We start from the raw sequence: 24213 nt of genomic DNA, 5'->3' as shown, positions 1-24213 counted from the left end.
GGACAGAAACATATGCACATACATAAGTATGAGAAGTATTGGCTTGTGTTCGGAGTTGCTACTTTAGTTGCATTCCTGATCATTCTCGGTATCGGGGCATTTCATCAAGGCTCCCATCCGAACAATGGTAAAAAAACACTAGATTACGAGAAAGTGAAAGAGACAGCACCTTTTGATAATCCAGGAGTTCATAAGGTCGAGGGAAAAGATTGGGATTATGAAGTGGTAGTAGTAGCTTCTGCATTCAATTATAATCCTCCACAAATTGAGGTACCACTTGGTGCAAAGGTGAAATTCATCGCAACAAGCGAAGATGTTATGCACGGTTTTGAGGTGGCAGGTACGAATATCAACATGATGCTTGAGCCTGGTTATATTTCGGAATACGTAACAGAAGTTAACAAAGTAGGCGAGTTTTTAATCGTATGTAATGAGTATTGTGGTACAGGACATACGATGATGCACTCTATGCTAAAGGTGGTGGATTCAAATGAGTCACACTAATTCGATGACAAAAGTAGATCGTCGCGATGCAAAGCTAGCAATGGCACATATTTATGTGGCATTCATCTCATTGCTATTAGGTGGTCTTGCAGGTTTATTACAAGTATTTGTGCGTTCTGGTCAATTTACATTACCAGCAGGCATTGGCTATTATCAAATTTTAACAGTACACGGTGTATTACTTGGTCTTATTTTAACTACATTCTTTATTTACGGCTTCCAAATTGCTAGTGTAAGTCGTACATCTGGTACATTCACTGCTAGTCAACGTAGACTTGGCTGGATCGGTTTTTGGTTAATGACAATTGGTACAGCTGCTTCAGCAACCATGGTTTTATTGAATAAAGCAACTGTACTTTATACATTCTATGCACCTCTAAAGGCACACTGGATTTTCTATTTAGGCCTTACATTAGTCGTGGTTGGTTCTTGGGTTGGCGGCGCAGGTCAAATTTTACGTTATGTACAGTGGCGCAAAGAAAATAAAGGTAGCGGACAACGCAGCCCATTATTATCGTTTATGGTAGTTGTCAATAATTTAATGTGGTTCGTGGCAACACTTGGTGTAGCAGCTTCTGTATTAATTCAACTGTTACCATGGTCATTAGGTTTAATTGAACGTGTCGATGTTGCATTATCCCGTACCCTCTTCTGGTATTTCGGGCATGCACTTGTATACTTCTGGCTATTACCTGCCTACATGGTTTGGTACGTGATTATTCCAAAAGTAATTGGCGGAAAAATTTTCTCCGATTCTTTAGCAAGACTTTCGTTCATGCTGTTCTTACTCTTCTCTATTCCTGTTGGGATTCACCATCAGTTAACAGAGCCTGGTATTGATGGTACATGGAAGTTCATTCAAGTTGTATTAACGTTCGCTGTAATTGTCCCATCTCTTATGACAGCCTTCTCGATGTTTGCCATGTTCGAGTTACGTGGTCGTGAATTAGGTGGTAAAGGGCTGTTCGGATGGTTTAAAAAATTACCATGGAAAGATGCTCGTTTCTTCGTTCCATTTATCGGTATGGTGGCATTTATTCCTGGTGGTGCAGGTGGTATTGTCAATGCCTCCTATCAAATGAACCAATTAATCCATAATACCATTTGGGTTACAGGGCATTTCCATTTAACAATTGCTACAGCTGTTGTTTTAACTTACTTCGGTGCGGCCTTCTGGTTAATTCCACATTTAACAGGTCGTACATTGACGAAATCATTAAATAATCTTAGTAATTTCGCTGGTATCTTATGGGCTACTGGTATGACGATTATGTCTTCTGCGATGCATATTGCTGGTCTTATCGGTGCACCTCGTCGCTCAGATTACTCAGAATATGGTGGTGCTTCACAGGCCTATGATTGGATTCCTTATCAAATCGCACAAGCTGTAGGCGGAACGATTCTCTTTATCGCGATTCTAGTCATTATGTATATCGTCGTGAAATTAGCTTGGTTTGCACCTAAAGGTGAAGAAGAATTCCCTATTGGTGATGTACATGAGCTTAGCGGCCCAACACCAGCTATTTTAGAAAACTTCAAAGTATGGCTTGTTATTTTAGTAGCGTTAATTTTATTCGCTTACACAGTGCCAATTATCGATATTATTTCGAACTCACCGGCTGGCTCCAAAGGCTATCAATTGTGGTAAGCATTTAGACATAAAAAGCGATTTCTCAGAAACGAGAAATCGCTTGTTTTTTTATAGTTGATAGAGCTTCCTATATTTATCTTGTAAATAGTCTGCTAAGTATTTAGCATTTAAGCCTTCCCCTGTCGCTTCTTTTAGCAATTCGAATGGCTTTTTCAATGCTCCATATTGATGAACTTTCTCAGTTAGCCACTCCCGAATTGGCAGTAGCTCTCCCTTTTCTAGTAATTCATCAAAGTTTGGAATATCCTTGTCCATCGCATGCTTCCATTGCGCTGCATAAATCATACCTAAAGCATAGGATGGGAAATAGCCAAACATGCCCCCTGACCAGTGCATATCTTGTAATACTCCCTGTGCATCTGTCTCAGGACGAATACCTAAATATTCCTCATATTTATCATTCCAAACTTGCGGTAGATCCTTCGCCTGTAAATCACCATTGAACAGATCACGTTCAATTTCATAGCGAATCATGATATGTAAAGGATACGTTAGTTCATCTGCTTCAATACGAATGAATGATGGCTCTACCATATTGATGGCACGTAGGAAATCAGCTAATGCCACATCCCCGAACTGTGCTGGTGAAAAGTGTTGAAGGCGCTCGTAGTTATGCTCCCAGAACTTTTCATTTCTGCCGACAAAGTTTTCATAAAATAATGATTGAGATTCATGAATACCCATTGAAGTACCAGTAGCCAATGGCAGACCTGCAAGCTTTTCATCAATGTTTTGCTCATACATCGCATGACCACACTCATGAATTGTACCAAAAATGGCTGAACGGAAGTCATTTTCATCATATTTTGTTGTAATACGAGCATCTCCATAGTTTAAGCCAATCATGAATGGGTGCACACTTTCATCCAAGCGCCCTGCATCAAAATCATAACCAAGCTGAGCAAGCAATTCTAACGATAATTCACGCTGTGCTTCACGTGGGAAATGCTTAAATAACATGCTTGTATCTGGTTTATTCGATGAATTGGCAATTTTTTGGACAAGTTCCACAATGGATGTACGTAGGTCACCAAATACTTGATCTAAAACATCAGTCGTCATATCTGGTTCATATAAATCGAGTAATGTATTGTAAGGAGATCCATTTTTAATTCCCCAATAGTGAATGAATTTTTTCTGCCATTGAATGATTTCCTCTAAATATGGAAGGAATAATGCAAAATTATTACTTGCCTTCGCTTCTTCCCAAGCAGTTTCAGACTTCGATTGAAGAATGACGTATTTTTTATACTCGTCAGCTGGAATTTTTTTGTTTTGATCATAATTCTTTCTTACTTCTTCCACTAAACGTAATGTTACATAGTCAAGATTAGCTTTTTGTGACTCTAAAGCTACTAAAAGCTCCCCCAATTCTTCACTTGTTTGCATATCAAATAAAGAAGCAGATAATGTACCGATTACCTCTGAACGTTGTGCTAAACCTTTTTTCGGTGCACCCGTACGCATATCCCAATAAACGACATTGAGTGCTTCCTCATAATGCTGCATTTTCTTCACATAGTCTGTAAATTGTTGAACTGTCATGCATTCATCCTCCTTTTACATTATAAGTTTATCATATTTTCGAAAATTTTGTATATTGTGGACTTTTTAGTATTTTTATTCAGAATATTCGTCTTTTACTTTCTCTATTATTTTTAAATATTGACTATCTCCTAACCCATAGTGAGGGAAGAGAGAAAATAATTGCTTCATTAAATCCCCTAGCGGCTGCTCAAGATGCTTTTTTATATACGTCGTAATATCATTTTCTTCCTGTAAATAGTTAAAATATAATTGAATGCCCTGATACATGACGGGTAAAAGTGTAGCCTTCGGAAAACGATGGTGCATGAAAACTTCTTGATAGACCTCTAGATAGCCTCCTAACTCCAGCTCTGTTTCCTCCACATCATAGGTCGTTTCCTTGACCATATGGAAATAGACCTTGCCTTGATATCCTTGTTGTTCGAGAAAAGCAAGCATGGTCAATAAATTCATCTGACAAAACATATCATCCCCAAACCATAACACAATGCATTGATAGCCTTTTGTCCATAGAGGCTTCAAAGGATTCAATGTCATTTGCTCGTATGCCTGTAATGACACTTGATGCCCAGCCGCTCGGATTTGATTGAATTCCTCGCTGAAAATCGGGCTAGCAGTCGGATTCGTACACATGGCTTCATTGAAAGGTACATAATCACTATTTCCCATTAATTGATGTTTTGCAAATTCTTCATACATCATCTGACCATTTAATACATTCAAAGTCTCTTGATCAAATTGCTCAAAAATCTTTTCTTGTAATTCCTTAATTTTCAATTTTTGAGAAATGTCCATTATAAACCAGCCTCTTTCATCATTTAAATTTAACTTCACAAATGTTTGCATAGGCTGAGGAGACCTCCTATAATCATACGGGCTTATGCCAAAGACCCTTTTAAATGCTCTTGAAAAGGATTCCTGAGATGAAAAACCATAGCAGAAAGCAATATCAATAATTTTCTCCTCTGTCTCTTTTAATACCAAGGATGCAAGATAGATTTTTCGTAATGACATATATTTTTTAATCGTCATCCCCGTCATCTGATGAAATTTGAAAGAACAATAATAAGGAGAATAGCCCATCTCCTTCCCTAATTGCTCTAACGAAAACCCTTCTAAGAGATGACCTTCAATGCAATCAATCATCTCCTGTACGATGTTGTTCATCCACATCCCTCCTACTTTGATTATAGTAGAAGGCATCATTGTTTTTATGATATAAGTTGTGAATGTGCAATAAAAAAACTGTAGCAAACTTTTGAGCTTGCTACAGTTTATCCTCTTACAAATAAGAGCTTTATATATTATTAGGGGATTTTAACTAGCTTTCAAGTCATGTTCGGTTTCCAATCAAACATTAATTAAGAGCAATAAGAAAGAAAGTTGGGGATACTTTCTTTCTATCAAAGAACAGAGTCTGTTTACCCTATTCAATGTTTTGGCAAATAGCAATCACTTGCTTCACAGCCTCAGCTGAATGCTGGAGAGCTGCTTGTTCTTCAGTTGTTAGGTGCAATTCAATCACAGATTCAATCCCATTGCCACCTAAAATAGTTGGTACACCTAAAAACAGATCGTTGTAGCCATACTCTCCTTCTAATAGGGCAATAGAGGGGATAATTTTCCGTTGATCTTTCATAATAATTTCTACCATTTGTGCACACGCTGCTGCTGGTGCATAGTAGGCACTACCATTGCCTAGCAATCCGACAATCTCACCGCCGCCCTTACGTGTACGTTCAACGATTTGTTGTAGTCGATCCTGGGGAATTAGCTTTTCTAATGGAATGCCTCCTGCATAGGAATAGCGAATTAATGGCACCATTTCATCACCATGTCCACCTAACACAAAGCCTGATACATCCCCTGGAGCAATTTGTAGCTCTTGTGCAACAAATGTATTGAAACGGGCTGTATCTAATACACCAGACTGACCGATAATCCGATTTTTGGCAAAGCCTGTTTCCTTATGACACACATAGGTCATGGCATCAACCGGATTACTTAACACAAGGACAATACTGTTGGGTGCATAGTGTTTAATCTGTCTTGACACTTGTTGAATGATTTTTGCATTTGTTGTGACTAAATCATCGCGGCTCATCCCTGGTTTACGAGGGATACCTGCTGTAATGACCACAATATCAGCACCAGCAATATCTTCGTAATGACTTGTCCCTTTAATCGACACATTGAATTTTTCGATAGGGCCTGTTTGTAGTAAATCCAATGCTTTCCCTTTTGTCGGGTTCTCCGCTTCTGGAATATCTACTAGCACCACATCGCCTAATTCTTTCTGTGCTAAAAATAAACTTAATGTAGCACCTGTATGACCTGCACCAATCACAGCAATTTTATTTTTACGAAATGCCATTATGCGTCACCTCTATTATCTGTCGGTGATGTTGTGTCTGCTGTTTTTTTAGCACGTGTTGATGCTGTTGTAGTGGCAGGCTTTTTCTTTGGTGCCTCTGGTCCTTTAATCATTTGGAATACTTCTTCATCAGGTCTCGGAATGACGTGAGCACCTAATAATTCACCAACACGCATGGCAGCAGCCTTACCAGCTTCCACTGCTGCTTGTACAGAACCTACGTCGCCCTTTACGACTATCGTCACAATACCACCATCGACGAATTCTTGTTTAACGATTGTCACATCTGACGCTTTAATCATCGCATCAGCCGCTTCATATGAACCAACTAATCCTTTGGTCTCAATCATACCAATTGCACTACTCATTGTCCTCACCTCTCATCACTTCAGTAGAATCAATAATACCAATGACCACTGCATCGATTGGTAACGGATTTTCTTTCATAATATAGCGTGATGACCCACCGCTTGTAATGAGTACATCATCACCAATACCCGCACCAATACGATCAGCTGCCACCATTTCTGTGCGAATCGGCTGTTGATTGGAGTCAATTGGTTGAATGATGAGTAGCTTTAAACCATTCAGCCCTTCCTCCTTGCGTGTTGCCCATACACTGCCTATCACTCTTCCCATTTGCATGAACTTCACCCTCTTTATGCGACACAGATTTTCTTATTACTCCGAACGAATTGTTAATGTTTTATTTAACTCTCGTAATTTATCATAAGCCAGTGCTGTCACAATCGTTTTCTTCGGGACCACAATTTCTTGTGCATCGATATCTAGCACTTCTATTTGTGAAAGTAGCTTTTTGTCATAATGATAGACAGATGGTTGCGCTACTTTCTGTATAGCTGGTGACTGTTCTTTCTCAGGTATGGCTGGCTCGCTTACTTGATGATGGATCATTTCAGCAAACGTTCCTTGTTGAATGAACCCTGCATTTGCTTCATCTGTATCAATATGCATTTCTAATCGATAACGCTCTGATACGCGGACGATCACATTCGATAAAATAATGGGGCGAATACCCCCTACCTTGATTTGTACAGACTGTCCATCTACTACATTGAATCTCGCACTATCCGCAGGGGACATATGGATATGTGCCTGTGCTACAATGAGTCCTTCATTTAACACAACACTCCCCTTTGGACCAATCAATGTAACAGGGCTAGAGCCTTGAATATCACCCGAAACTCTTAACGGGGGCTTCAATCCTATTTTCATTGCATCTGTCCAGCTTACTTCCACTTGAGACAAGGAGCGAGCTGGGCCCAGAATACGAACTCGCTCAATCGATCCTTTGGGACCAGCGATGACAACGGTTTCCTCCGCAGCAAATTGTCCTGGCTGTGAAAGCTCAAACTTTGGTGTAAGCTCATAATTCTCACCAAAAAGTTGCTCCACCTCTGCTTGTGCAAGATGGACATGGCGAGCGGATACGCCAACGGGAATTTTACCGTCATGTGGAGAGGAAGATTGATTTTTTAAAACTTGTTGCAGAACTTCTTCCACAATTTTTTGCACTAAATTTTCTTGCATCTTGCCTCCTCCTTACGATGATACTTTTACTAATCTACCTTGTGCTTGTTGTTCGATAAAGCCTGCATTTGCTTCATCTGTATCAATGTGCATCTCTAAACTAAAGTCATTTGAAACACGTACAACGACACCACGGAAAGTGACAGGTCGATCACTGATGACTTCCACTGAAACCAATTCATTATTGTGTACTTCCAATTCTTTGGCATCTTGTTCTGTCATATGGATGTGTGCCTGTGCAATAATGACCCCCTGCTGTATCTCCAACACTTTGTCTTGATAAAATATTTTAATGCCTGCCGAGTTTTCAATATTTCCTGATTGCCTTAAAGGAGGGGTAACCCCAAGCTTCATCGCATCTGTGCGGCTGACTTCCACTTGGGTTGCTGGTCTTACAGGTCCAAGGACACGGACATTATGAATAATGCCCTTTGGCCCTTCGATTGAGACACGCTCCTTGGCAGCAAATTGCCCTGGCTGTGATAAGTCAAAATCCTTTGTTAACGTTGCATTTGGACCAAAAAGTGCTTGTAAATCCGCTTCACTAAGATGGATATGACGAGCCGAAATGGCCACTGGAAATGTTTTTGTCGCTGTTATCACGTTAGCCACCTCTATATTTCATAAATTGTTTTGACTTGGACAAGATAAGAGCTTTCCTACGGTTAGGTCAGCTCTCATGCTGATCCATTACGTCTTGGCATAATGGCTTCTTATCCAGTACGTGTTTTGTAAATGGAAGCTATATTGGCATTTATCTCACACCATCTATAGCAATAAGCGTCTCCTACTGAAAGAAGATAAATTATGCTTCTGCTTTTGGTAAAATCATTTCTAATTCGTGGTGTGGACGTGGGATTACATGCACAGATAATAGTTCTCCTACACGTTGTGCTGCTGCTGCACCTGCATCTGTTGCTGCTTTCACCGCACCCACATCTCCGCGTACAAGAACTGTCACGATACCGCCACCAACATGTACTTTGCCTACTAAATTAACACTTGCTGCCTTTACCATTGCGTCCGCTGCTTCAATTGCTCCTACTAAACCTTTTGTTTCTACCATTCCTAATGCTGTACTCATTTGTCATTCCTCCAAATTATTTATTTTGTAATGTGATTTGTTTTAATACTTGATCGACAATTTGCTGAACCATTGTCGTATCTAAAGAAGGTTCTTGTGCTACAACCGACTCGACAACGGACAGTACTTCAAATTCTGGTTTTGGCACTTCAACATCTTTAATACCGTACGCCATACGTTTAATATTTAATAGATGTCTTGCTGTTATATTATCTGACGTAATATTGCCGCCAAATGTACCGCAGCCTAATGTAAAGGATGGGGCTAGCCCCGTTGTGCCACCTACTGCACCGATAGATGATAATGTATTGACCACAATGCGTGATACTGGTAATTCAACGGAGAATTGCTCTGCTAATGCTGCATTTTCTGTGTGAATAGAGCATGTGTGTCCGCGTCCACCAATATTTAACAGGTCAATCATGACTTGCTTTGCTTCTGTACTGTTTTCTACTACATAAAGAGCAAAGATTGGTGACAATTTTTCAAGAGAAAACGGAATATTTTTACCGATCATCGTTTCCAATCCAACGAGTACTTTTGTATCGTCTGGTACCGTAATGCCAACAGAATCTGCTAAGCAAGTAGCTGATTTGCCAACAATCTGTGGATTTACTTTTCCAGGAACAGGCGAAATCAATTTCTCCATTTTGGCCTTTTCTTCAGCATTTAATAAATAAGCACCATTTTTCTTTAATTCTGTCTGCACTTGCTCTGCAATTGCCTTATCCACAATAATGGCTTGCTCTGTTGCACAGATTGTGCCATTATCGAACGATTTGCTTTGCACTAATTGACGTACAGATTTTTGAAGATTAGCCGATTTTTCGATGTAAGCTGGTACATTCCCTGGCCCTACACCATAAGCAGGTTTGCCAGAGCTATACGCTGCCTTCACCAATGCACCGCCACCAGTCGCTAAAATTAAATGAATGTCAGGATGCTTCATTAGCTGCTGTGTTGCCTCCATAGAAGACATCGTTAAACATTGTAGTAAACCTTCTGGTGCACCTGCTTTTTCAGCAGCTACTCGACAAATATCTAAAGCCTCTTTCGTACATTTCACGGCATATGGATGTGGACTAAGTACTAAGCCATTTCTTGTTTTTAAAGAAATAAGTGTTTTAAAGATGGCTGTAGAGGTTGGATTCGTCGTTGGCACTATACCTGCGATGACGCCAAAAGGACTAGCGATTTCGGCTACTTTTTTCATGCGGTCATAGCCCACAATGCCAACCGTTTTTAAGTCTTTGATATCCTCATAGACATCTCTTGAAGCCACTTCATTTTTCATCTTTTTATGGTTGGGAATACCCATCCCTGTTTCTTGCACCGCCATTTTTGCTAAACGGTCTGCTTCCTTAAAGGCAGCATCCGCAACAGCCTTCACAATGTTGTCTACTTGTTGCTGTGAAAATTGCATGTAGGCAGCCTGTGCTGTATTAGCATGTTTTACAGCATCTCTCATTTCCTGAATCGCTAATAAGTCTTTGTCTAATGTGGCCATAAAGCCGCCTCCTTTCTAGATCACTGGATTTCTAGCTACATTTTCAATAGCTTCTCTGAAAGCATTTGCCGCAGCCTCACATGACGATTGACTACCACTTAATAAGCCGCCACCAAAATTGGTTTCAGACGGAGGGCCAAAGAAAACCTTTAACTCCACATCTGCCGCTTTTAATGCTGCATCTAATCCAATCATTGCCTCTAATGGCGGTGCGATTAAATAAGCAAGTGGTGTGCCAACCTTTACATCTGCAAGCTCGGCAAGATACGTACCACAGCTTGCCACGGTATGGGCAAACAGGGCGTGATTGTCATTATGATTAATGGCTTCAAAGTACGTATCAAATTCAATTTTTTGTTGAATGGCATCAAGTCCACTACGAATTTCATCAGGTGAGCTTCCCGCAATGATGCCAATTACTTCACCTGACAATGGGCCAGATGCATGAGCCGCTCCCGCATAAAAACTCTTCGCATAGACAACATCGACATCTGCCTTTTTTGTTGCCTCGTCTAAGGCAACATAGCCCACATCGTCGATTGTCAGTGTGACAAGTCCAATGCTGTGTTGATATGGCTTCAAATCTAACTGCTCTGCTAGTTCACTGTTCACTCTTGGAATGGTTTGCATCGCTAAAATTTGCGCCATAATTTTTTGAGGATTCATGGTTCAGCCCCCTAACCTTCTTTTGCGACAAGCTCTACACCACTTGCCTGATAATGCAAGATTTTTTCTACAATGGTTCCTAGATAAGCACCTGCTTCTAATGGTGGGATACCACCTTTATGGATATTTGATATCACCATACGCTCCGCTTCCACTGTACCGATTCTTGGCTTGTAGCATAGATACGCACTCATCGATTCAGCAGATACAAGACCTGGACGTTCACCAATGAGATAAACAATCACTTCTGCCTGTAGCAGCTCACCAATTTCATCCATTAAAGCAACACGCCCTTTATCAATATAGAAAGTTGTGCCGATATCAATATTTAAATTGCTAAGACTTTGCTGAAGGGCTAAGTACACATCTTGCACATTTTCCTCAATCGCACTAGCACTTAAGCCATTCGAAATAATAATCTGTACTTTTGGTTGCGGCTTACATTTTTGCTGAATTAACGCTTTTGATTCGTCCGATAGACGACGACCTAAGTCAGGTCTTGTAATGTATTCCTCTTTATCCGTGACTTTCGTTGTGACCTGAAAGACATCAAGCTTTTGTAAAAGACCCTCGGACACTTCACCATACACGGCATCCACTGCAGCAGCATGATCGAGTCGGAATTTTAACCAAGTTTTTGTTTTTGGTCTTGTCCCCGCTCTTCCAACGCCAATTCGAGCAGGTGTATGTTTTTTAGCGGCTTGTACACTATCCGTTAACGTATCTGCCTCAAACTGAAAAGGCTTAATCGACACAGCTACATTGATGGGTTGTTCGAAAGTAGCAGTAGGAGCTACCGTCGCCTGCTGTGGAGCTCCATGCTGATACAGCTGAATTAATGGCTCCTGCGATGTTGCTCTTGATGTTGTTGTTTCTGTTGCCTGATGTGCTGCTGTATCATAAAACGTAATAAGAGGTTGTTCTGTTGGAGTAGCTACCGTTTCAGGCACTTGGCTCTCGGTGCTTTTCTCCATCTTTTCCATAACAAGCTGTGTAATCATAGAGACTAATTGATCATTCACTGGACTCACCTACCTTTCAAAAATGGATAAATCGCCAGCTCTTGCTGAAAGTCGACCATTTTCATAAATGCCCATTTTCTCTAACCATGCTAAATATTCTGGTGCTGGTTTTTTACCAAATGTTTGGAGTAATGTAGCCACATCATGGAAGCTCATTGATTGATAGTTGAGCATAACATCATCACCCATCGGCGCAGCAATAATAAAGTTAACGCCAGCCGCTGTTAGTAGCACACTTAAATCTTCAACATCATTTTGGTCCGCCTTAATATGGTTGGTATAACAAATATCTACACCCATTGGAATACCGTGCATTTTGCCCATGAAATGATCTTCTAGACCTGCTCGAATAACCTGTTTATTATTGTATAAATACTCTGGACCGATAAAGCCCACTACTGTGTTCACAATGTAAGGATTAAAATGTCTTGCAAATCCATAATTGCGAGATTCGAGTGTTACTTGGTCAATGTCCATATGAGCCTCTGCCGATAGCTCTGAGCCTTGGCCCGTTTCAAAGTAGAATAAATTTGGGCCAGTACCCGTTCCTTGCTTTTTAATGAGCTCCTCTGCTTCTCTTATTAAATCCGCAGAAATACCGAACGAACGGTTGGCAATTTCCGTCCCAGCAATACTTTGGAAAATCATATCTGCTGGTGCGCCTTGCTTAATTGCTTTCATCTGTGTTGTGATATGAGCTAGGACACAGTTTTGTGTAGGGATGGACCAATCATTGATAAATTCTTTTGTAGCCGTAAGTACCTTTTTGACACTTTCAACTGAATCATCTACAGGATTAATACCGATAACAGCATCTCCAATACCATAAGACAGTCCTTCTTTTAGTGAGGCGATGATGCCATCAATATTGTCTGTTGGATGGTTTGGCTGTAGGCGAGAGGACAGTGTCCCTTTTTGCCCAATGGTAATATTACACGTTGACAGTATTTCTACTTTATTGGCTGCATGAACAAGATCTAGATTTGACATGAGCTTTGTGACAGCAGCAATAATTTCTGAATTCATCCCTTTGCTTAATCGCTTTAATTCACGATCCCCTGTGTCATTCGATAAAATATATTCACGCAGCTGCTCGATGCTCCAGTTTTTGATTTCTCCATAGATTTGCTCATTAATATCGCCCTCAATAATGCGTGAAACCTCATCATTTTCCTGCGGCACTAATGGATTTTCTCGGATATCTTTGACTAAAAGCTCACTTAATACAGCTTTAGCTGCGATTCGTTGTTGAACCGTCTCAGCTGCAATACCAGCTAGCCGATCGCCTGATTTTTCTTCATTGGCCTTAGCCATTACATCTTTTAATGATTTAAAATTATATTTTTCTCCACCAAATATCACCGATAGATTCACATTCATCCTCCTTACTTTGAGTGGAAGGCAAGGGTCTTCACCACAACAGGAACAACGCCAGATGGCAGAGCCTCTCCAATGTCGATATAATCGCCCGTCTCCACTTTAATTTGATCGATGCAAATAATTGGTACTGTCGCATGAATGGCTTGTATGGTCTGTCCAATAATCTTTGCGTAATCTGATTGAATGACTATGATAATTGGTATGTCCTTGGAGCATCTTGTCGCCAAATGTTGCAAAATAGCCTGGCACAATGCATGTACATCCTGAAAGCTTAAATACGGCAATTCGCTAAAATAGAGTGCGAAAGGCGAACGATTATCCTGGATGGAAAATAAATCATCTGCTCGCTCTACGGCTGTCTTCACCGTAGTATTAAAATCTTTCGCTGACTCCATATGGCAGTTGAAAACAGGTACATTTTTTAGTGGTAACACCTCGGCATCTACCTGAATGGTTGCCCCGCTAATTTCAGTTGTTTGTGTACCCGCTCCAGTGACTGTTGCACGTGCTGTTTCTTCTGGTCGTAGCCATAAAAACGATTGTAGTTGCTCATGTTGTATAAGCATTTTCGCTAATTTTTCGCCTATATCATCATATTGGCGCTGAGTACATTCATTTTCATAAATACAGGAAGCTACACCACCAGAAAAGACGATGGCATCCACTGGTTTATGCCAGTTCGGTAAATGCCCTAGTAATAATGGATGCTCTCCATCGGTACACTGTCCACTAAGAATCATGGCAAGTGTTCCAACCATTTCGTCAATACATTGTGAAACACGAGCATCATCGGCCGCATCACCGACAGCTAACGGATTAGCCCATTGTTCCATTAGTCGCATGAGTGGCGGAGAAATTGATTGAACCCTCCCATCCTTAAATTCAATCAATCTACCACCAACATGTAAGGTACATGTACCAATAACTTCTCCAAACTGCATCACAGCAATATTGGCAGTTCCTCCGCCAATATCAATATTGGCAATCACCTTAGCTGAATTCTTTGATTGCTGTAGGGTACCAGCCCCTTTAGCAGCAATGATGGCCTCTAAATCAGGACCAGCGGTAGCAACTAAAAAATGACCTGCACCATCGGCAATGGTATGGACAACCTCGCTTGCATTTTCCTTCGTGGCCGATTCGCCTGTAATAATAATGGCACCTGTTGAAATGTCAGTTGGTGCGATTTGTGCTAATTGATATTGCTGAAAAATAAATTCTTCAATTTTTTTCATATCGATGATGTCTCGATTGATAAAAGGTGTTTTAATGATTGGACTTTGATGTAACACCGTTTTCTCAATAATTTCAATCCTTGGCACATGTGTCACACCAGCCACATTCTTTAACAGAAAACTACTGACCACCATTTTGGTAGTACTTGTCCCAATATCAATGCCTGCACTAAATATTTTTTCAGTTTTCACCCTATACCTCCCTCTCGCTACTGTGAGCAATACATGAGATACGGACTATCGCGATCCTTGACGAATTGACGAATTTCTTCCTGTGTCGTAAGTTGAATCAATGGTTCAATCAACTCGATGCCTAACTTTTGCCAGGAAGAGGTTTTCACGATGGGCCCATGTGTCATCACATTTTTTAATAAGGCTATAGCCCTTTCCATATTGGCATTAGGGGCATCTATCTTGGTAATAACACCAATCTGTATTTTAGGAATCCCTAAGCTAAATTGCGGAGGGAACACACTTCTTGCAGAGGTGGCATCCTGCAAGTAAATGACATGGGTTACTTCCAATGATGTTGCCATAATATTCCTGTAATACATTGGATTTTCAACATATTCACCTGGTGTATCAACAATCCAGTCATCATAAACGAGTGCTTGTGTTTTATTGGCACTGCTTTCTTTACCCAACAACGTATTCATCAATGTTGACTTTCCTGCCTGCACACCGCCTATTATCATTACTCGATTTTTCATATGACACATCCTATGATTTTGTTATTTTTGATGGTGTATAACCTAATACCTCAGATAAAAAACGATTAATTTCTAACATCGCCATTTCCACCTCTGATACACTACCAACAATAACGAGACTACCTGTAAAACGATCTAAAAATCCTAGTCTGACATTGGCAGCCTTTGTCGCTAAATCTCCTGCGATAATCACCGTTTCACTTGGGGTACACGTCATAATGCCCAGTGCGCCCGATTCTTGGATACCCAGCTTTTGAAACATATCGGGATCAGGATTGGCTATAAGGTGACTCAATGTTAGCTGTTTACCCGGCACAAACTCCTGAATAAATCTTTTTTTCTCTTCACTCACACGTCATCACCTCACTTTTTAATCAATTAAGATTTTTGATCTGTTAAATATTCGCCTTCTTTAATAATGCCTGCCTTGCGATCCTCAATTTCCAGCCTTAATGCAGTTGGTACAGAAAGCTTATAAGCAAAAATAATCGCAATAACACCGGCTAAAAACTTCCCAGCGATTACAGGTAAAATAATGGTTGGCTGGAAGTTAGCTGTGAATGATAAGTGATCGCCTAATAAAAAGGCCGAACATACACCAAACGCGATGTTAATTACTTTATCCTTCGGTGGCATATGGCGAATCAGTGTAAACATCGCCAAAATATTAGCAATTGTTGCTAAAATCCCCGCACTTCCTACAGATGATAAACCTAATTTTTTACCAGCCGCTTCAAGTGGTTTGGAAGCATATTTTCGAATTAAATACACCATTGGGAACGCACCCGCTAGCATAATTCCAATATAACCAGCTGTTTCTAATGCCCGGAATTGGTCGATTTCATCAGCCATGATTGGATCGAAGCCCCACGCACCAAATATCTTTGTAAAAATACCTGTAAAAATCTCTACAATCGAGAACACTAACACTAATTTAATCCCCGCATCCATCACGCGTCCGAATATCATGAAGCCTGCAATCATACCGTTCGGAATAAGCTTTAAGCCTAGTGCGATTAAAATAACGAAAATGAATAACGGTAGTAAATTAATTAATATTTGTAAAACAGAAATGGCAAACACATATGTAGGTGCCTCTGTTGTACTAATAACTTCACGTACTTCTGTGTTAAATAGCACGATCATGATCGAAGAAATAAATGCACCAATCGGAATTGTTAATACGCCAGCCATAATACCTAGCGCCATATATTTATGATCACGCTTATCTAACATCGCAAGACCCATTGGAATTGAGAATACAATGGTAGCACCTGACATAAAGCCAACAACAAGAGCCATTACCCATCCCTCATAAGACTCCTTTAACGCATTGGCTAATTGGTAACCACCCATGTCCGAGGCTAAAATCGTCGTCGCTGCAATCGCAGGATCTGCACCAATTAACTCAAAAATCGGACTAATAAAATGACTAATAAACCATGTTAAGTAAGGTATAGCTGCCATGATCCCTGCTGCTGGGACAAAAATATGCCCAACGGTATGAATCCCATTCATAAATTCTTTCCCAATCCCATACTCAGCATCTCGGATAGCCCCGATTGCCCCTAAAACAGCACAAATCATAATAATATAAACGATAATCGTTCCTATCATTGCCATCTTACTCATCACCCCTTTTTCATTATTAAATTTATATAAAAAAAGGCACTTTAAAGAAGAAATCTCTTTAAAGCGCCTTTGCTTCAACTATTGACTTGTAAGGTGTTTATAATTTGCTGTGCAATGTGTACCATTTCCTGTTGTGTTTGCATGCTTTCATTGCGAATCTTACGGTAAGCCTCGTCCTCACTAATGTTTTCAGCCTGCATGAGCAAACCCTTTGCTCGTTCAATGATTTTTCGTTTTTCCAATTGTGTTTGCTTATGTAAGATCTCGCCATTGAGTCGGTTAAATTTATCAATTTGATGAAAAGCAACCTCTAACACAGGCAACACATTTTTCTCAGAAAACGGTTTCATGACATAGCCTAATATATTGTCTTGCTTCATGTATAGCAACAATTCTTTTTCACTGTATGCCGAGATGAAAAGAACGGGTATACCAAGCTGTTGTTCAATAATTTTACTTGCCTTCAACCCATCCAGTTTAGGCATTTTAATGTCCATTAAGATTAATTGCGGTTTATGTAAAAAGGCTAATTCAATGGCTGTTTCCCCATTACTCGCCTGTGCTACTACTTCGTAGCCATTGTCTTCTAACATAAACTTCAAATCAATCGCAATCAGTGATTCATCTTCGACAATCATAACTTTCCTAGTCATTTACGATAAATACCTCCTCACTTACAGGAAACTGAATTTGAGTATGTGTACCTTCTTCACTAGGGATAATTGAAAATGAGCCAGCTAAATCATACTCTACAAGCCTTGTGATAATCTCCATCCCAAAAGATGCCTTCACCTCTTGCATTCCAACGCCGTTGTCAGAAATATGGAGTGAAATAGTAGACTCTTCCTGAATGAATTGAATATCAATGGTTCCTTCATCACGACCGATAAAAGCATACTTTAATGCATTTTGCAGGAGCTCGCAAATAATGAGTGCGAGAGATACCGCTTTTTTTGAATGACAGAATAGCTGCAAATTATCATGTTGAAAGGCTAGTTGAATAGTTGCTGTATTGGACGTATCAATCATTTTATGACCAATTTTTTTAGCTAACGCGATAACATCTACTTTTTCTTCAGCGTTATCTTCATTTTCTAAAATAAGCTCATAAACAGATGAAATACTATATATTCGATTTAATGCCTCTTGAAAAGCACTTGCATTCGCAGCAGACCGATCATTGCGCATTTGCAGGCGTAATAAGCTTGTCACTGTCTGAAGATTATTTTTCACGCGGTGGTGAATTTCTCGTATCGCAAAGGTTTTCATCATTAACTCATTTTCTTTCAGCTTAAGCTCTGTTAGATCATGAATAATGAGTAAAGTGACCTTCTCGTTTTGACTGCGAATCGGAATTTTCTTTACAATAAAGGATTTACGATCAATTGTAATTTCTAAGAAAAAGACATCATCGCCTTTATCATAGACTTCTTGTAAAAAAGGTAAAATTTTATCCAATGCAACATTGTCAAAGTTCTCTAATCCCGATAGCTCAGAAATAAAATGATAGCCAGCAGGATTGCTATAAATCACTTTATTTTCATGATTGGTGAGAATTATGGACTCTACAAGTAAATCAGAAACTACGGGTATCGGTTGCGGATTCGGTTCTACAATATGCTCAATTAAAGCAAAAGGCATATTTTGAAAATCATCTTTCGGTGTCGTTTGCATCTTCACCATTTTTTCCTGAATCAACACAGCAATCACTTGCTGTTGCTCATTAAAAATAGGCATCACATTTTGCTCTACCGTAATCCCTTCCTGCGTAATCGCTCTGGAAATAGAAGATTTTTCTTGATGTTTGAATGCAGCAAATACAGCTGGTTCAAAACTTTCAAATACGAATTTTCCGATAACTGATTTTTCATATAAACCAATTTCCTTTTTCGGGAATGCCTCTGCCACAACAATTGCATGCGGTAAATTTTCCAGCAGGCAATCTATGAACATATAACAATCAGTCAACTCAGCATAATACGTTAGCGTAGCTTCAATTTCTATTAACTTGTCAATATCCGTTGCCGATAGATTTGTATATTTTCTACACAATGATTGAATGTTCGACAGGTTTAAGCCCCCTATCAAGGAATAGTCAGCAAGCAATTTGACTATTCTTAAAAATTCTTGTCATTATTATAAACCTTTTGTGAAATTATTTTCAATACAAAAAATATTTTCTTTCACCAAATTTCGTTGCATTACAAAGAACTATATAGCTTAAAAGAGAAATATTCAACAGTTTTTTAAACCACCACATTATATCCATACCCATAATGTTATTTTAATATATTAAAAAAGCGAGCTTACCTTTATGGCAAACTCGCTTCTTTCTATTTTATTTCTGGTACAACCGCTACTATATTTTCAAAGGCTGCACGTTGTTTTTGTTCTTCTTCATTTAATAAAATATGAATATCTCCATGGTCATTAGATGTACGGATTAAGCGACCCATCCCTTGCTGCAAGCGTAGTTGCATGAAAGGTAGTTCCACTTCTTCAAATGGATTTTCAGCAAACGTACGTTTCGCATCAAATAATGGATCCTGTGGAGGAAATGGTAAATCATAAATAATCACACGTGTTAAGGCTTCCTCAGGTAAATCTAAGCCTTCCCATAAATGATAGGAGCATAATGTTTTAATAGTCCCCTGCTGGAAATCTCGAACAATGGCGGATAGCTCTCGATCTCCTTCAAATGCTACATACATACGCTCCATAATCGGCAATTCTGCCTTAAAATTTAGCATGGCTTGCTTTGATTTAAATAAAATCAATGTTTGCTCGCTATCACGCAGCAATTGCTGAACACGCGCTGTTTTGTCACGTTGCGTAAGCTCATGTAAATAAATTTTCATCACTTCTTCATAGTCGAATGGAGAAGGCACAGAAAATGATTGGTAATCGCGAATACCTAAACTGTAGGCAATGTAAGAAAAGTCCTTATTGACCGATAATGTGGCAGAAGAAAAGACGATTGGAAGCTTTTTAGAGAATAATTTTTCTGCTAAAACTTCTGTGATTAAACGAGGCATAATGACAAGCGTTTCCTCGCCATCTGTTTCCTCTAACCAATCCACCGCATCTCCCTGTGCTATGAAAATACGTAAGGAAGCCTCATATTGTTCTAAGTATTCTTCCGCCATATTTAACTCATATTCAGGAATCATATACATTTCTGATTCAAAGACGAATTCTTCCATCAAAACTTCCACATCATTTATTAGCTGCTTCCCATAAGCAAGCAATGCTTTCGATTTGTTTATACGTTTACGATCCTCATTTGAAGCAACGATATCATCACGAAGCTGATCAAAAAATAGCTCATGATCATCCTGTAATTTTTCCATCGCATACAGTGTACGCTCGCGTACGCCATCTACCATCAATCGCTCTAATAATTGTACGATGGTAGTTGCTTGAACTTTATATGTCATTGCCTTTTGCGCAGCATATTCCAATAAATGCCCTTCATCTAACACAATCATCGATACCTCTGGCAGTAAAGCAAGCTGACCTTCACGCTCACGAGATTCCTTTGTAGCCAAATGCTCCATTAAAAAATCCTGAGAACAAATGACAAGATCTGTTGATTTACGATAATGGGAGCGATGCAACGTTTGCCCACAGCGATTACGCAGCTCACAAACAGAACATTGCATAATGGCATTGTAATTCACTTTTTGCCAATCCTCATCACTAACCGTTGGATAGTCACTACGTTCTCCATATGGCTGTAAAGCAATCATAGAGCCTTGCGCATAGACACCATCAGGGATGGAAAAAGCAATATCATCAATCCATTCATCAGTCTCCACTTTTTCTGCTTCCTCAAAGCGTTTTAAGCATAAATATTGGTCTCTCGATTTTGCAAGACGAACATCTATATCGAGCCCTAACGTTTTTTGGAGTTTATAAATATCGCCCCCCTCTTTCACGAGTTGGTCGATTAATGTTTCATCTGCACAAGCAATTAGCGCAGGCTTCCCTGTGTAGCGTGCATAAGAGATGGCTGGTAATAAATAAGCGATTGTTTTCCCAGTTCCTACGCCTGCCTCTGCAAAGAGGATATTTTTTTCTTTCAGTGCTTGCTCTATTTGATAAGCCATAAAAATTTGCTCATCACGGCATTCAAAGCCTTTTTCAGGTAATTCATCATAAAGGACATCGCCCATCCAATCACCTAATGATTCAAAAAATGAACGGTCCTTTGATAATGCAAATGGTAAAGATTTACGCAATTGATGTTCCCCCTCTAACTATCTGGTGCTATTATACGCGACGAAACGGAAGATAAGAAAAGATCTTATCTTCCGTTACTATTCGTTAATCTCTTTTAGACTTTTGACCCCAGAACTGATAATAATTTGTTTCAATAAAACCATTAAATAATTTTCGTTTCTTCGTCGCTTGGCGTCCATATAATTCTTCAAAATTTTTCATGGAGGATAGCATATACACAGACCAAGATGGATAGTTTTTCATGACTTTCCCGACATCACGGATTACCTGCTCCACGACTTCTACATCACCAATACGTTCTCCATATGGTGGGTTCCCAATCATGACACCATCCGTTAACTGTGTTGTAAAATCGCGTGCTTGCATTTGCTTAAACGTGATTAACTCACCAAAGCCCGCTTCTATTGCGTTTTCTTGTGCAATGCTGACCATACGATGGTCAATATCAGAACCAATAATTTCTAATGGCTGATCATAATTGGCTAAACTTTCCGCTTCATCACGGACTTGATCCCAGATGGCCGCTTTCATCCAAGGCCAATCCTCAGAAATAAATTCACGGTTATACCCTGGTGCAATATTTTGTCCAAACATTGCCGCTTCAAGTGTAATAGTACCAGAGCCACAGAATGGGTCAACGAACGGACGATTTGGATTCCACTTCGAAATTTGCACAAGTGCCGCCGCTAACGTTTCCTTTAACGGTGCCTCCCCTTGTGCCTGACGATAGCCACGCTTATGTAAGCCTGCGCCAGATGTATCAATAGTCAGTGTCGCCACATCTTTTAAAATCGAAACCTCAATTTTGTAAGTCGCACCCGATTCATCTAAAAAGCCAAGTCGTTTATAATGCTGTTTCATTCGTTCAACGATTGCTTTTTTGGTAATTGCTTGGCAATCTGGTACACTAAATAATTTCGATTTTACAGATTTCCCTGAAACCGGAAAAGCCGCATCCACAGGTAAATATTTTTCCCATGGTAATGCTTTGACACTTTCGAATAATTGCTCAAAAGATTTTGCTGGGAATTGTCCAACGACTATCTTGACACGATCCGCTACACGCAACCATAAATTGGTGCGTGCGATAGCCGTTTCATCGCCCTCAAAATATACTTTGCCATTTTCAACAGTTGTTTCATAGCCAAGAGCTTTTACTTCTTGGGCCACAATAGACTCTAAGCCCATTGCTGACGTAGCTACTAATTGATAGTTTGCCATAACTTATTTCCTTCCTTGATGCTCAATTTCCCAAAACTCCATAAACTCAATGAGATCGTTTAATGGTAATGGTTTGCTGTAATAATAGCCCTGGATAATATCACAGTTCATTTTACGTAGTATATCCACTTGTTGTGCCTGTTCTACACCCTCAGCAACAACTTTCATTTTTAGGCGATGGGACATTTGAATAATCGCATCTACAACTGCCTGTTTTTCATCGAGTGAGCCAATATGCTGAATAAAGCTTCGATCAATTTTTAAACAATCTAATGGAAAGCGAACTAAATAGCTTAGGGATGAATAGCCTGTCCCAAAATCGTCGATTGAGATTTTAAAGCCTAATTGTTTCAAACGAACCAATTTACTAACCGTCTCGTTCGCACTGTTCATCACCGTTCGCTCCGTCACTTCTATTTCAAAATTATTAGCTGGCATATTATAGCGCTCTAATATGGCTTGTATCGATTCTAAAAAATTCTGCTGTTTAAAGTGTATACTCGATATATTAATGGCAACAGGTATTTTCCAACCCTGTTGCTGCATTTGAATAACTGCCTCACATGCTTTTTCAATAATAAGCTCACTTAACGGAATGATTAAACCCGTATCCTCCGCATAGGAAATAAACTCCGCAGGTGACACAAAGCCTAACCTCTCGCTATTCCAGCGAGCCAGTGCCTCTAAGCCTTGAATTTGCTCATCTTCCATCGAAATCTTCGGCTGAAAATGCAGCTCAAATTCACGGTTTTCTATAGCTTTTCTTAGCTCTGAATCTAGCAATAAAACGCGCTGTGCGTCTGTTTGTAGTTCATCAAAATAAAAGGAATAGCCGTTTAATTCATTCTTTTTGGAATAGGTCATTGCTCGATCTGCACAATTGATGAGTTGTTCTGTATTTTTACCATCTACTGGATAAACACTAATACCCACACTTGTCGACATAAAAACTTCCTGACCGTTAATCATCATCGGTTGTTCAATACAACTAATAATTTGATCAGCAAATTTTGCAGCCTCTTTCACATTTTTCACATTGGTTAAAGTAATGACGAATTCATCGCCACCATATCTAGCAATAATGTCTTTGTTTTTTAGTAGCTGTTTTAGACGATTTGCTACTTCTTTCAAAATTAAATCTCCAACAGCATGGCCTAATGTATCATTAATTTGCTTAAATCGATCCAAATCTAAGAAATAGATCGCATGCTGCACTGAATGAGAAATAGCAGAAGTCGATTCTAAGAGATTATCCATTCTTTCAATATAGGCAAAACGATTGGATACATCTGTTAATGAATCCGTAAGCAAACGCTTTTCTAATTCGTTTTCTACTATTTTTCTTTCAGACAAATCTGTGAAAATACCACAGTAATTTGTAACCTCACCCTCATCGTTGGTTACACAAACAATTGTTAACCATTCAGGATATACGTCTCCAGTTTTACGACGATTCCATATCTCACCTTGCCAAATGCCTTCTTGTCGTATCTGTTCCCACATCTCTAAATAGAATGGCAACTCATGTACACCTGATTGTAATACGGCTGGCGTTTTTCCAACCACCTCATCACGTGTATAGCCTGTAACAAATTCAAAGGCAGGATTGACCATTACTATCTTTTTGAATTCATCTGTAATCATGATACCTTCAGATACATTTTCGAAGATTTTAAGTATTAAGGTAGTCGGATATTTAGAAATTAGCTTTAGTTTATCCATACTTTCCCAATTGTTTACTCCGTTCATGTTTCCGCTCCATCCTATCTCTCTATACTCCCCCTCAAAGGGCATTTATGTCAGGTTAACCGGTATGTAATCCATTCCGCCTCAGCTAATTGTGTCCAGATATTTTCGAACTTACATGTTCTGCAAATTACTAAAAT

The 24213-nt window shown here is 39.6% G+C and carries 23 protein-coding genes; 2 read left to right on the top strand and 21 right to left on the bottom strand.

Features of this window, described 5'->3' with window-relative positions; all coding sequences use genetic code 11:
• The first annotated feature begins 12 nt into the window (after positions 1-12).
• On the top strand, positions 13-504 hold the full coding sequence (locus tag MHI22_RS00915; RefSeq protein ID WP_036118325.1) for a cytochrome b5: 492 nt from the start codon (positions 13-15) through the stop codon (positions 502-504).
• Positions 491-2152 (top strand): b(o/a)3-type cytochrome-c oxidase subunit 1, encoded by a 1662-nt coding sequence (locus MHI22_RS00910; protein ID WP_340810816.1) that lies wholly within the window; start codon positions 491-493, stop codon positions 2150-2152. Before MHI22_RS00915 ends, MHI22_RS00910 begins: the two co-directional genes overlap by 14 nt.
• A 51-nt stretch (positions 2153-2203) precedes the next feature.
• Here MHI22_RS00910 and MHI22_RS00905 read toward each other — a convergent pair whose 3' ends face one another.
• From MHI22_RS00905 to MHI22_RS00805, 21 genes are all read right to left on the bottom strand, one after another.
• Positions 2204-3700 carry a carboxypeptidase M32 gene (locus MHI22_RS00905; RefSeq protein WP_340810815.1) on the bottom strand — a complete coding sequence of 499 codons (1497 nt, stop codon included), beginning with the start codon at positions 3698-3700 and terminating at the stop codon, positions 2204-2206.
• A 75-nt stretch (positions 3701-3775) separates the two neighbouring features.
• A complete protein-coding gene (locus MHI22_RS00900; protein ID WP_271912863.1) occupies positions 3776-4870 on the bottom strand; it encodes a helix-turn-helix transcriptional regulator in 1095 nt (364 codons plus the stop codon).
• A 259-nt stretch (positions 4871-5129) separates the two neighbouring features.
• Complete coding sequence (gene mdh, locus MHI22_RS00895; protein ID WP_340810813.1) at positions 5130-6077, bottom strand: malate dehydrogenase; 948 nt, start codon at positions 6075-6077, stop codon at positions 5130-5132.
• Positions 6077-6445 (bottom strand): BMC domain-containing protein, encoded by a 369-nt coding sequence (locus tag MHI22_RS00890; protein ID WP_058845098.1) that lies wholly within the window; start codon positions 6443-6445, stop codon positions 6077-6079. The genes mdh and MHI22_RS00890 overlap by 1 nt, the downstream gene beginning before the upstream one ends.
• On the bottom strand, positions 6438-6722 hold the full coding sequence (locus MHI22_RS00885) for a EutN/CcmL family microcompartment protein (RefSeq protein WP_036118365.1): 285 nt from the start codon (positions 6720-6722) through the stop codon (positions 6438-6440). Before MHI22_RS00885 ends, MHI22_RS00890 begins: the two co-directional genes overlap by 8 nt.
• Positions 6723-6758: 36 nt before the next feature.
• Positions 6759-7628 carry a phosphate propanoyltransferase gene (locus MHI22_RS00880; RefSeq protein WP_058845097.1) on the bottom strand — a complete coding sequence of 290 codons (870 nt, stop codon included), beginning with the start codon at positions 7626-7628 and terminating at the stop codon, positions 6759-6761.
• Positions 7629-7640: 12 nt separating this feature from the next.
• Positions 7641-8231, bottom strand: a complete 591-nt coding sequence (locus MHI22_RS00875; protein WP_058845096.1) for a phosphate propanoyltransferase — start codon at positions 8229-8231, stop codon at positions 7641-7643.
• Positions 8232-8433: 202 nt separating this feature from the next.
• A complete protein-coding gene (locus MHI22_RS00870; RefSeq protein ID WP_004269321.1) occupies positions 8434-8712 on the bottom strand; it encodes a BMC domain-containing protein in 279 nt (92 codons plus the stop codon).
• A 16-nt stretch (positions 8713-8728) separates the two neighbouring features.
• Positions 8729-10219: an aldehyde dehydrogenase family protein gene (locus MHI22_RS00865; protein ID WP_051891579.1), complete on the bottom strand. Its 1491-nt coding sequence runs from the start codon at positions 10217-10219 to the stop codon at positions 8729-8731.
• A gap of 15 nt (positions 10220-10234) precedes the next feature.
• A complete protein-coding gene (gene eutL, locus MHI22_RS00860) occupies positions 10235-10885 on the bottom strand; it encodes an ethanolamine utilization microcompartment protein EutL (protein ID WP_036118375.1) in 651 nt (216 codons plus the stop codon).
• 11 nt (positions 10886-10896) lie between these two features.
• Entirely contained in the window at positions 10897-11907 is a 1011-nt protein-coding gene (gene eutC / locus MHI22_RS00855; RefSeq protein WP_330493849.1) for an ethanolamine ammonia-lyase subunit EutC, read from the bottom strand.
• A 9-nt stretch (positions 11908-11916) separates the two neighbouring features.
• The gene (locus MHI22_RS00850; RefSeq protein ID WP_051891580.1) at positions 11917-13287 is read right to left on the bottom strand and encodes an ethanolamine ammonia-lyase subunit EutB; all 1371 of its coding nucleotides are present in this window, start codon (positions 13285-13287) and stop codon (positions 11917-11919) included.
• Positions 13288-13292: 5 nt separating this feature from the next.
• A complete protein-coding gene (locus MHI22_RS00845) occupies positions 13293-14714 on the bottom strand; it encodes an ethanolamine ammonia-lyase reactivating factor EutA (RefSeq protein WP_036118394.1) in 1422 nt (473 codons plus the stop codon).
• Between the two features lie 17 nt (positions 14715-14731).
• The gene (locus tag MHI22_RS00840) at positions 14732-15232 is read right to left on the bottom strand and encodes a EutP/PduV family microcompartment system protein (RefSeq protein ID WP_036118397.1); all 501 of its coding nucleotides are present in this window, start codon (positions 15230-15232) and stop codon (positions 14732-14734) included.
• Between the two features lie 10 nt (positions 15233-15242).
• Positions 15243-15584, bottom strand: coding sequence for an ethanolamine utilization microcompartment protein EutS (gene eutS / locus MHI22_RS00835; RefSeq protein ID WP_036118401.1), 342 nt, complete (start codon positions 15582-15584; stop codon positions 15243-15245).
• A gap of 26 nt (positions 15585-15610) precedes the next feature.
• Positions 15611-16855 carry an ethanolamine utilization protein EutH gene (gene eutH, locus MHI22_RS00830; protein ID WP_036118404.1) on the bottom strand — a complete coding sequence of 415 codons (1245 nt, stop codon included), beginning with the start codon at positions 16853-16855 and terminating at the stop codon, positions 15611-15613.
• A gap of 83 nt (positions 16856-16938) precedes the next feature.
• Positions 16939-17517 carry an ANTAR domain-containing response regulator gene (locus MHI22_RS00825; RefSeq protein ID WP_036118407.1) on the bottom strand — a complete coding sequence of 193 codons (579 nt, stop codon included), beginning with the start codon at positions 17515-17517 and terminating at the stop codon, positions 16939-16941.
• Positions 17510-18916, bottom strand: a complete 1407-nt coding sequence (locus tag MHI22_RS00820; protein ID WP_231745136.1) for a sensor histidine kinase — start codon at positions 18914-18916, stop codon at positions 17510-17512. The genes MHI22_RS00825 and MHI22_RS00820 overlap by 8 nt, the downstream gene beginning before the upstream one ends.
• A gap of 281 nt (positions 18917-19197) precedes the next feature.
• Positions 19198-21105, bottom strand: a complete 1908-nt coding sequence (locus MHI22_RS00815; RefSeq protein WP_058845093.1) for an ATP-dependent DNA helicase — start codon at positions 21103-21105, stop codon at positions 19198-19200.
• An 85-nt stretch (positions 21106-21190) separates the two neighbouring features.
• The gene (locus MHI22_RS00810; RefSeq protein WP_036118413.1) at positions 21191-22327 is read right to left on the bottom strand and encodes a THUMP domain-containing class I SAM-dependent RNA methyltransferase; all 1137 of its coding nucleotides are present in this window, start codon (positions 22325-22327) and stop codon (positions 21191-21193) included.
• Positions 22328-22330: 3 nt separating this feature from the next.
• Positions 22331-24076, bottom strand: a complete 1746-nt coding sequence (locus MHI22_RS00805; RefSeq protein WP_036118414.1) for a putative bifunctional diguanylate cyclase/phosphodiesterase — start codon at positions 24074-24076, stop codon at positions 22331-22333.
• Between the last annotated feature and the right edge of the window lie 137 nt (positions 24077-24213).

The sequence above is a fragment of the Lysinibacillus sp. FSL L8-0312 genome (assembly GCF_038003285.1).
Classification (GTDB): Bacteria; Bacillota; Bacilli; order Bacillales_A; family Planococcaceae; genus Lysinibacillus; species Lysinibacillus fusiformis_D.
The sequence above is the reverse complement of the archived record's forward strand: the minus strand, read 5'-3'. Positions and strand labels throughout refer to the sequence as shown.

What these genes read in the sequence shown, in the direction of transcription:
- MHI22_RS00810 (WP_036118413.1), bottom strand. Translation starts at nt 22,327, where the DNA reads ATGGCAAACTATCAATTAGTAGCTACGTCAGCAATGGGCTTAGAGTCT.
- MHI22_RS00885 (WP_036118365.1), bottom strand. Translation starts at nt 6,722, where the DNA reads ATGCAAATGGGAAGAGTGATAGGCAGTGTATGGGCAACACGCAAGGAG.
- MHI22_RS00905 (WP_340810815.1), bottom strand. Translation starts at nt 3,700, where the DNA reads ATGACAGTTCAACAATTTACAGACTATGTGAAGAAAATGCAGCATTAT.
- MHI22_RS00915 (WP_036118325.1), top strand. Translation starts at nt 13, where the DNA reads ATGCACATACATAAGTATGAGAAGTATTGGCTTGTGTTCGGAGTTGCT.
- eutH (WP_036118404.1), bottom strand. Translation starts at nt 16,855, where the DNA reads ATGGCAATGATAGGAACGATTATCGTTTATATTATTATGATTTGTGCT.
- MHI22_RS00890 (WP_058845098.1), bottom strand. Translation starts at nt 6,445, where the DNA reads ATGAGTAGTGCAATTGGTATGATTGAGACCAAAGGATTAGTTGGTTCA.
- MHI22_RS00840 (WP_036118397.1), bottom strand. Translation starts at nt 15,232, where the DNA reads ATGAAAAATCGAGTAATGATAATAGGCGGTGTGCAGGCAGGAAAGTCA.
- MHI22_RS00825 (WP_036118407.1), bottom strand. Translation starts at nt 17,517, where the DNA reads ATGACTAGGAAAGTTATGATTGTCGAAGATGAATCACTGATTGCGATT.
- MHI22_RS00910 (WP_340810816.1), top strand. Translation starts at nt 491, where the DNA reads ATGAGTCACACTAATTCGATGACAAAAGTAGATCGTCGCGATGCAAAG.
- MHI22_RS00880 (WP_058845097.1), bottom strand. Translation starts at nt 7,628, where the DNA reads ATGCAAGAAAATTTAGTGCAAAAAATTGTGGAAGAAGTTCTGCAACAA.
- MHI22_RS00865 (WP_051891579.1), bottom strand. Translation starts at nt 10,219, where the DNA reads ATGGCCACATTAGACAAAGACTTATTAGCGATTCAGGAAATGAGAGAT.
- MHI22_RS00870 (WP_004269321.1), bottom strand. Translation starts at nt 8,712, where the DNA reads ATGAGTACAGCATTAGGAATGGTAGAAACAAAAGGTTTAGTAGGAGCA.
- eutL (WP_036118375.1), bottom strand. Translation starts at nt 10,885, where the DNA reads ATGAATCCTCAAAAAATTATGGCGCAAATTTTAGCGATGCAAACCATT.
- mdh (WP_340810813.1), bottom strand. Translation starts at nt 6,077, where the DNA reads ATGGCATTTCGTAAAAATAAAATTGCTGTGATTGGTGCAGGTCATACA.
- MHI22_RS00805 (WP_036118414.1), bottom strand. Translation starts at nt 24,076, where the DNA reads ATGAACGGAGTAAACAATTGGGAAAGTATGGATAAACTAAAGCTAATT.
- MHI22_RS00900 (WP_271912863.1), bottom strand. Translation starts at nt 4,870, where the DNA reads ATGAACAACATCGTACAGGAGATGATTGATTGCATTGAAGGTCATCTC.
- MHI22_RS00850 (WP_051891580.1), bottom strand. Translation starts at nt 13,287, where the DNA reads ATGAATGTGAATCTATCGGTGATATTTGGTGGAGAAAAATATAATTTT.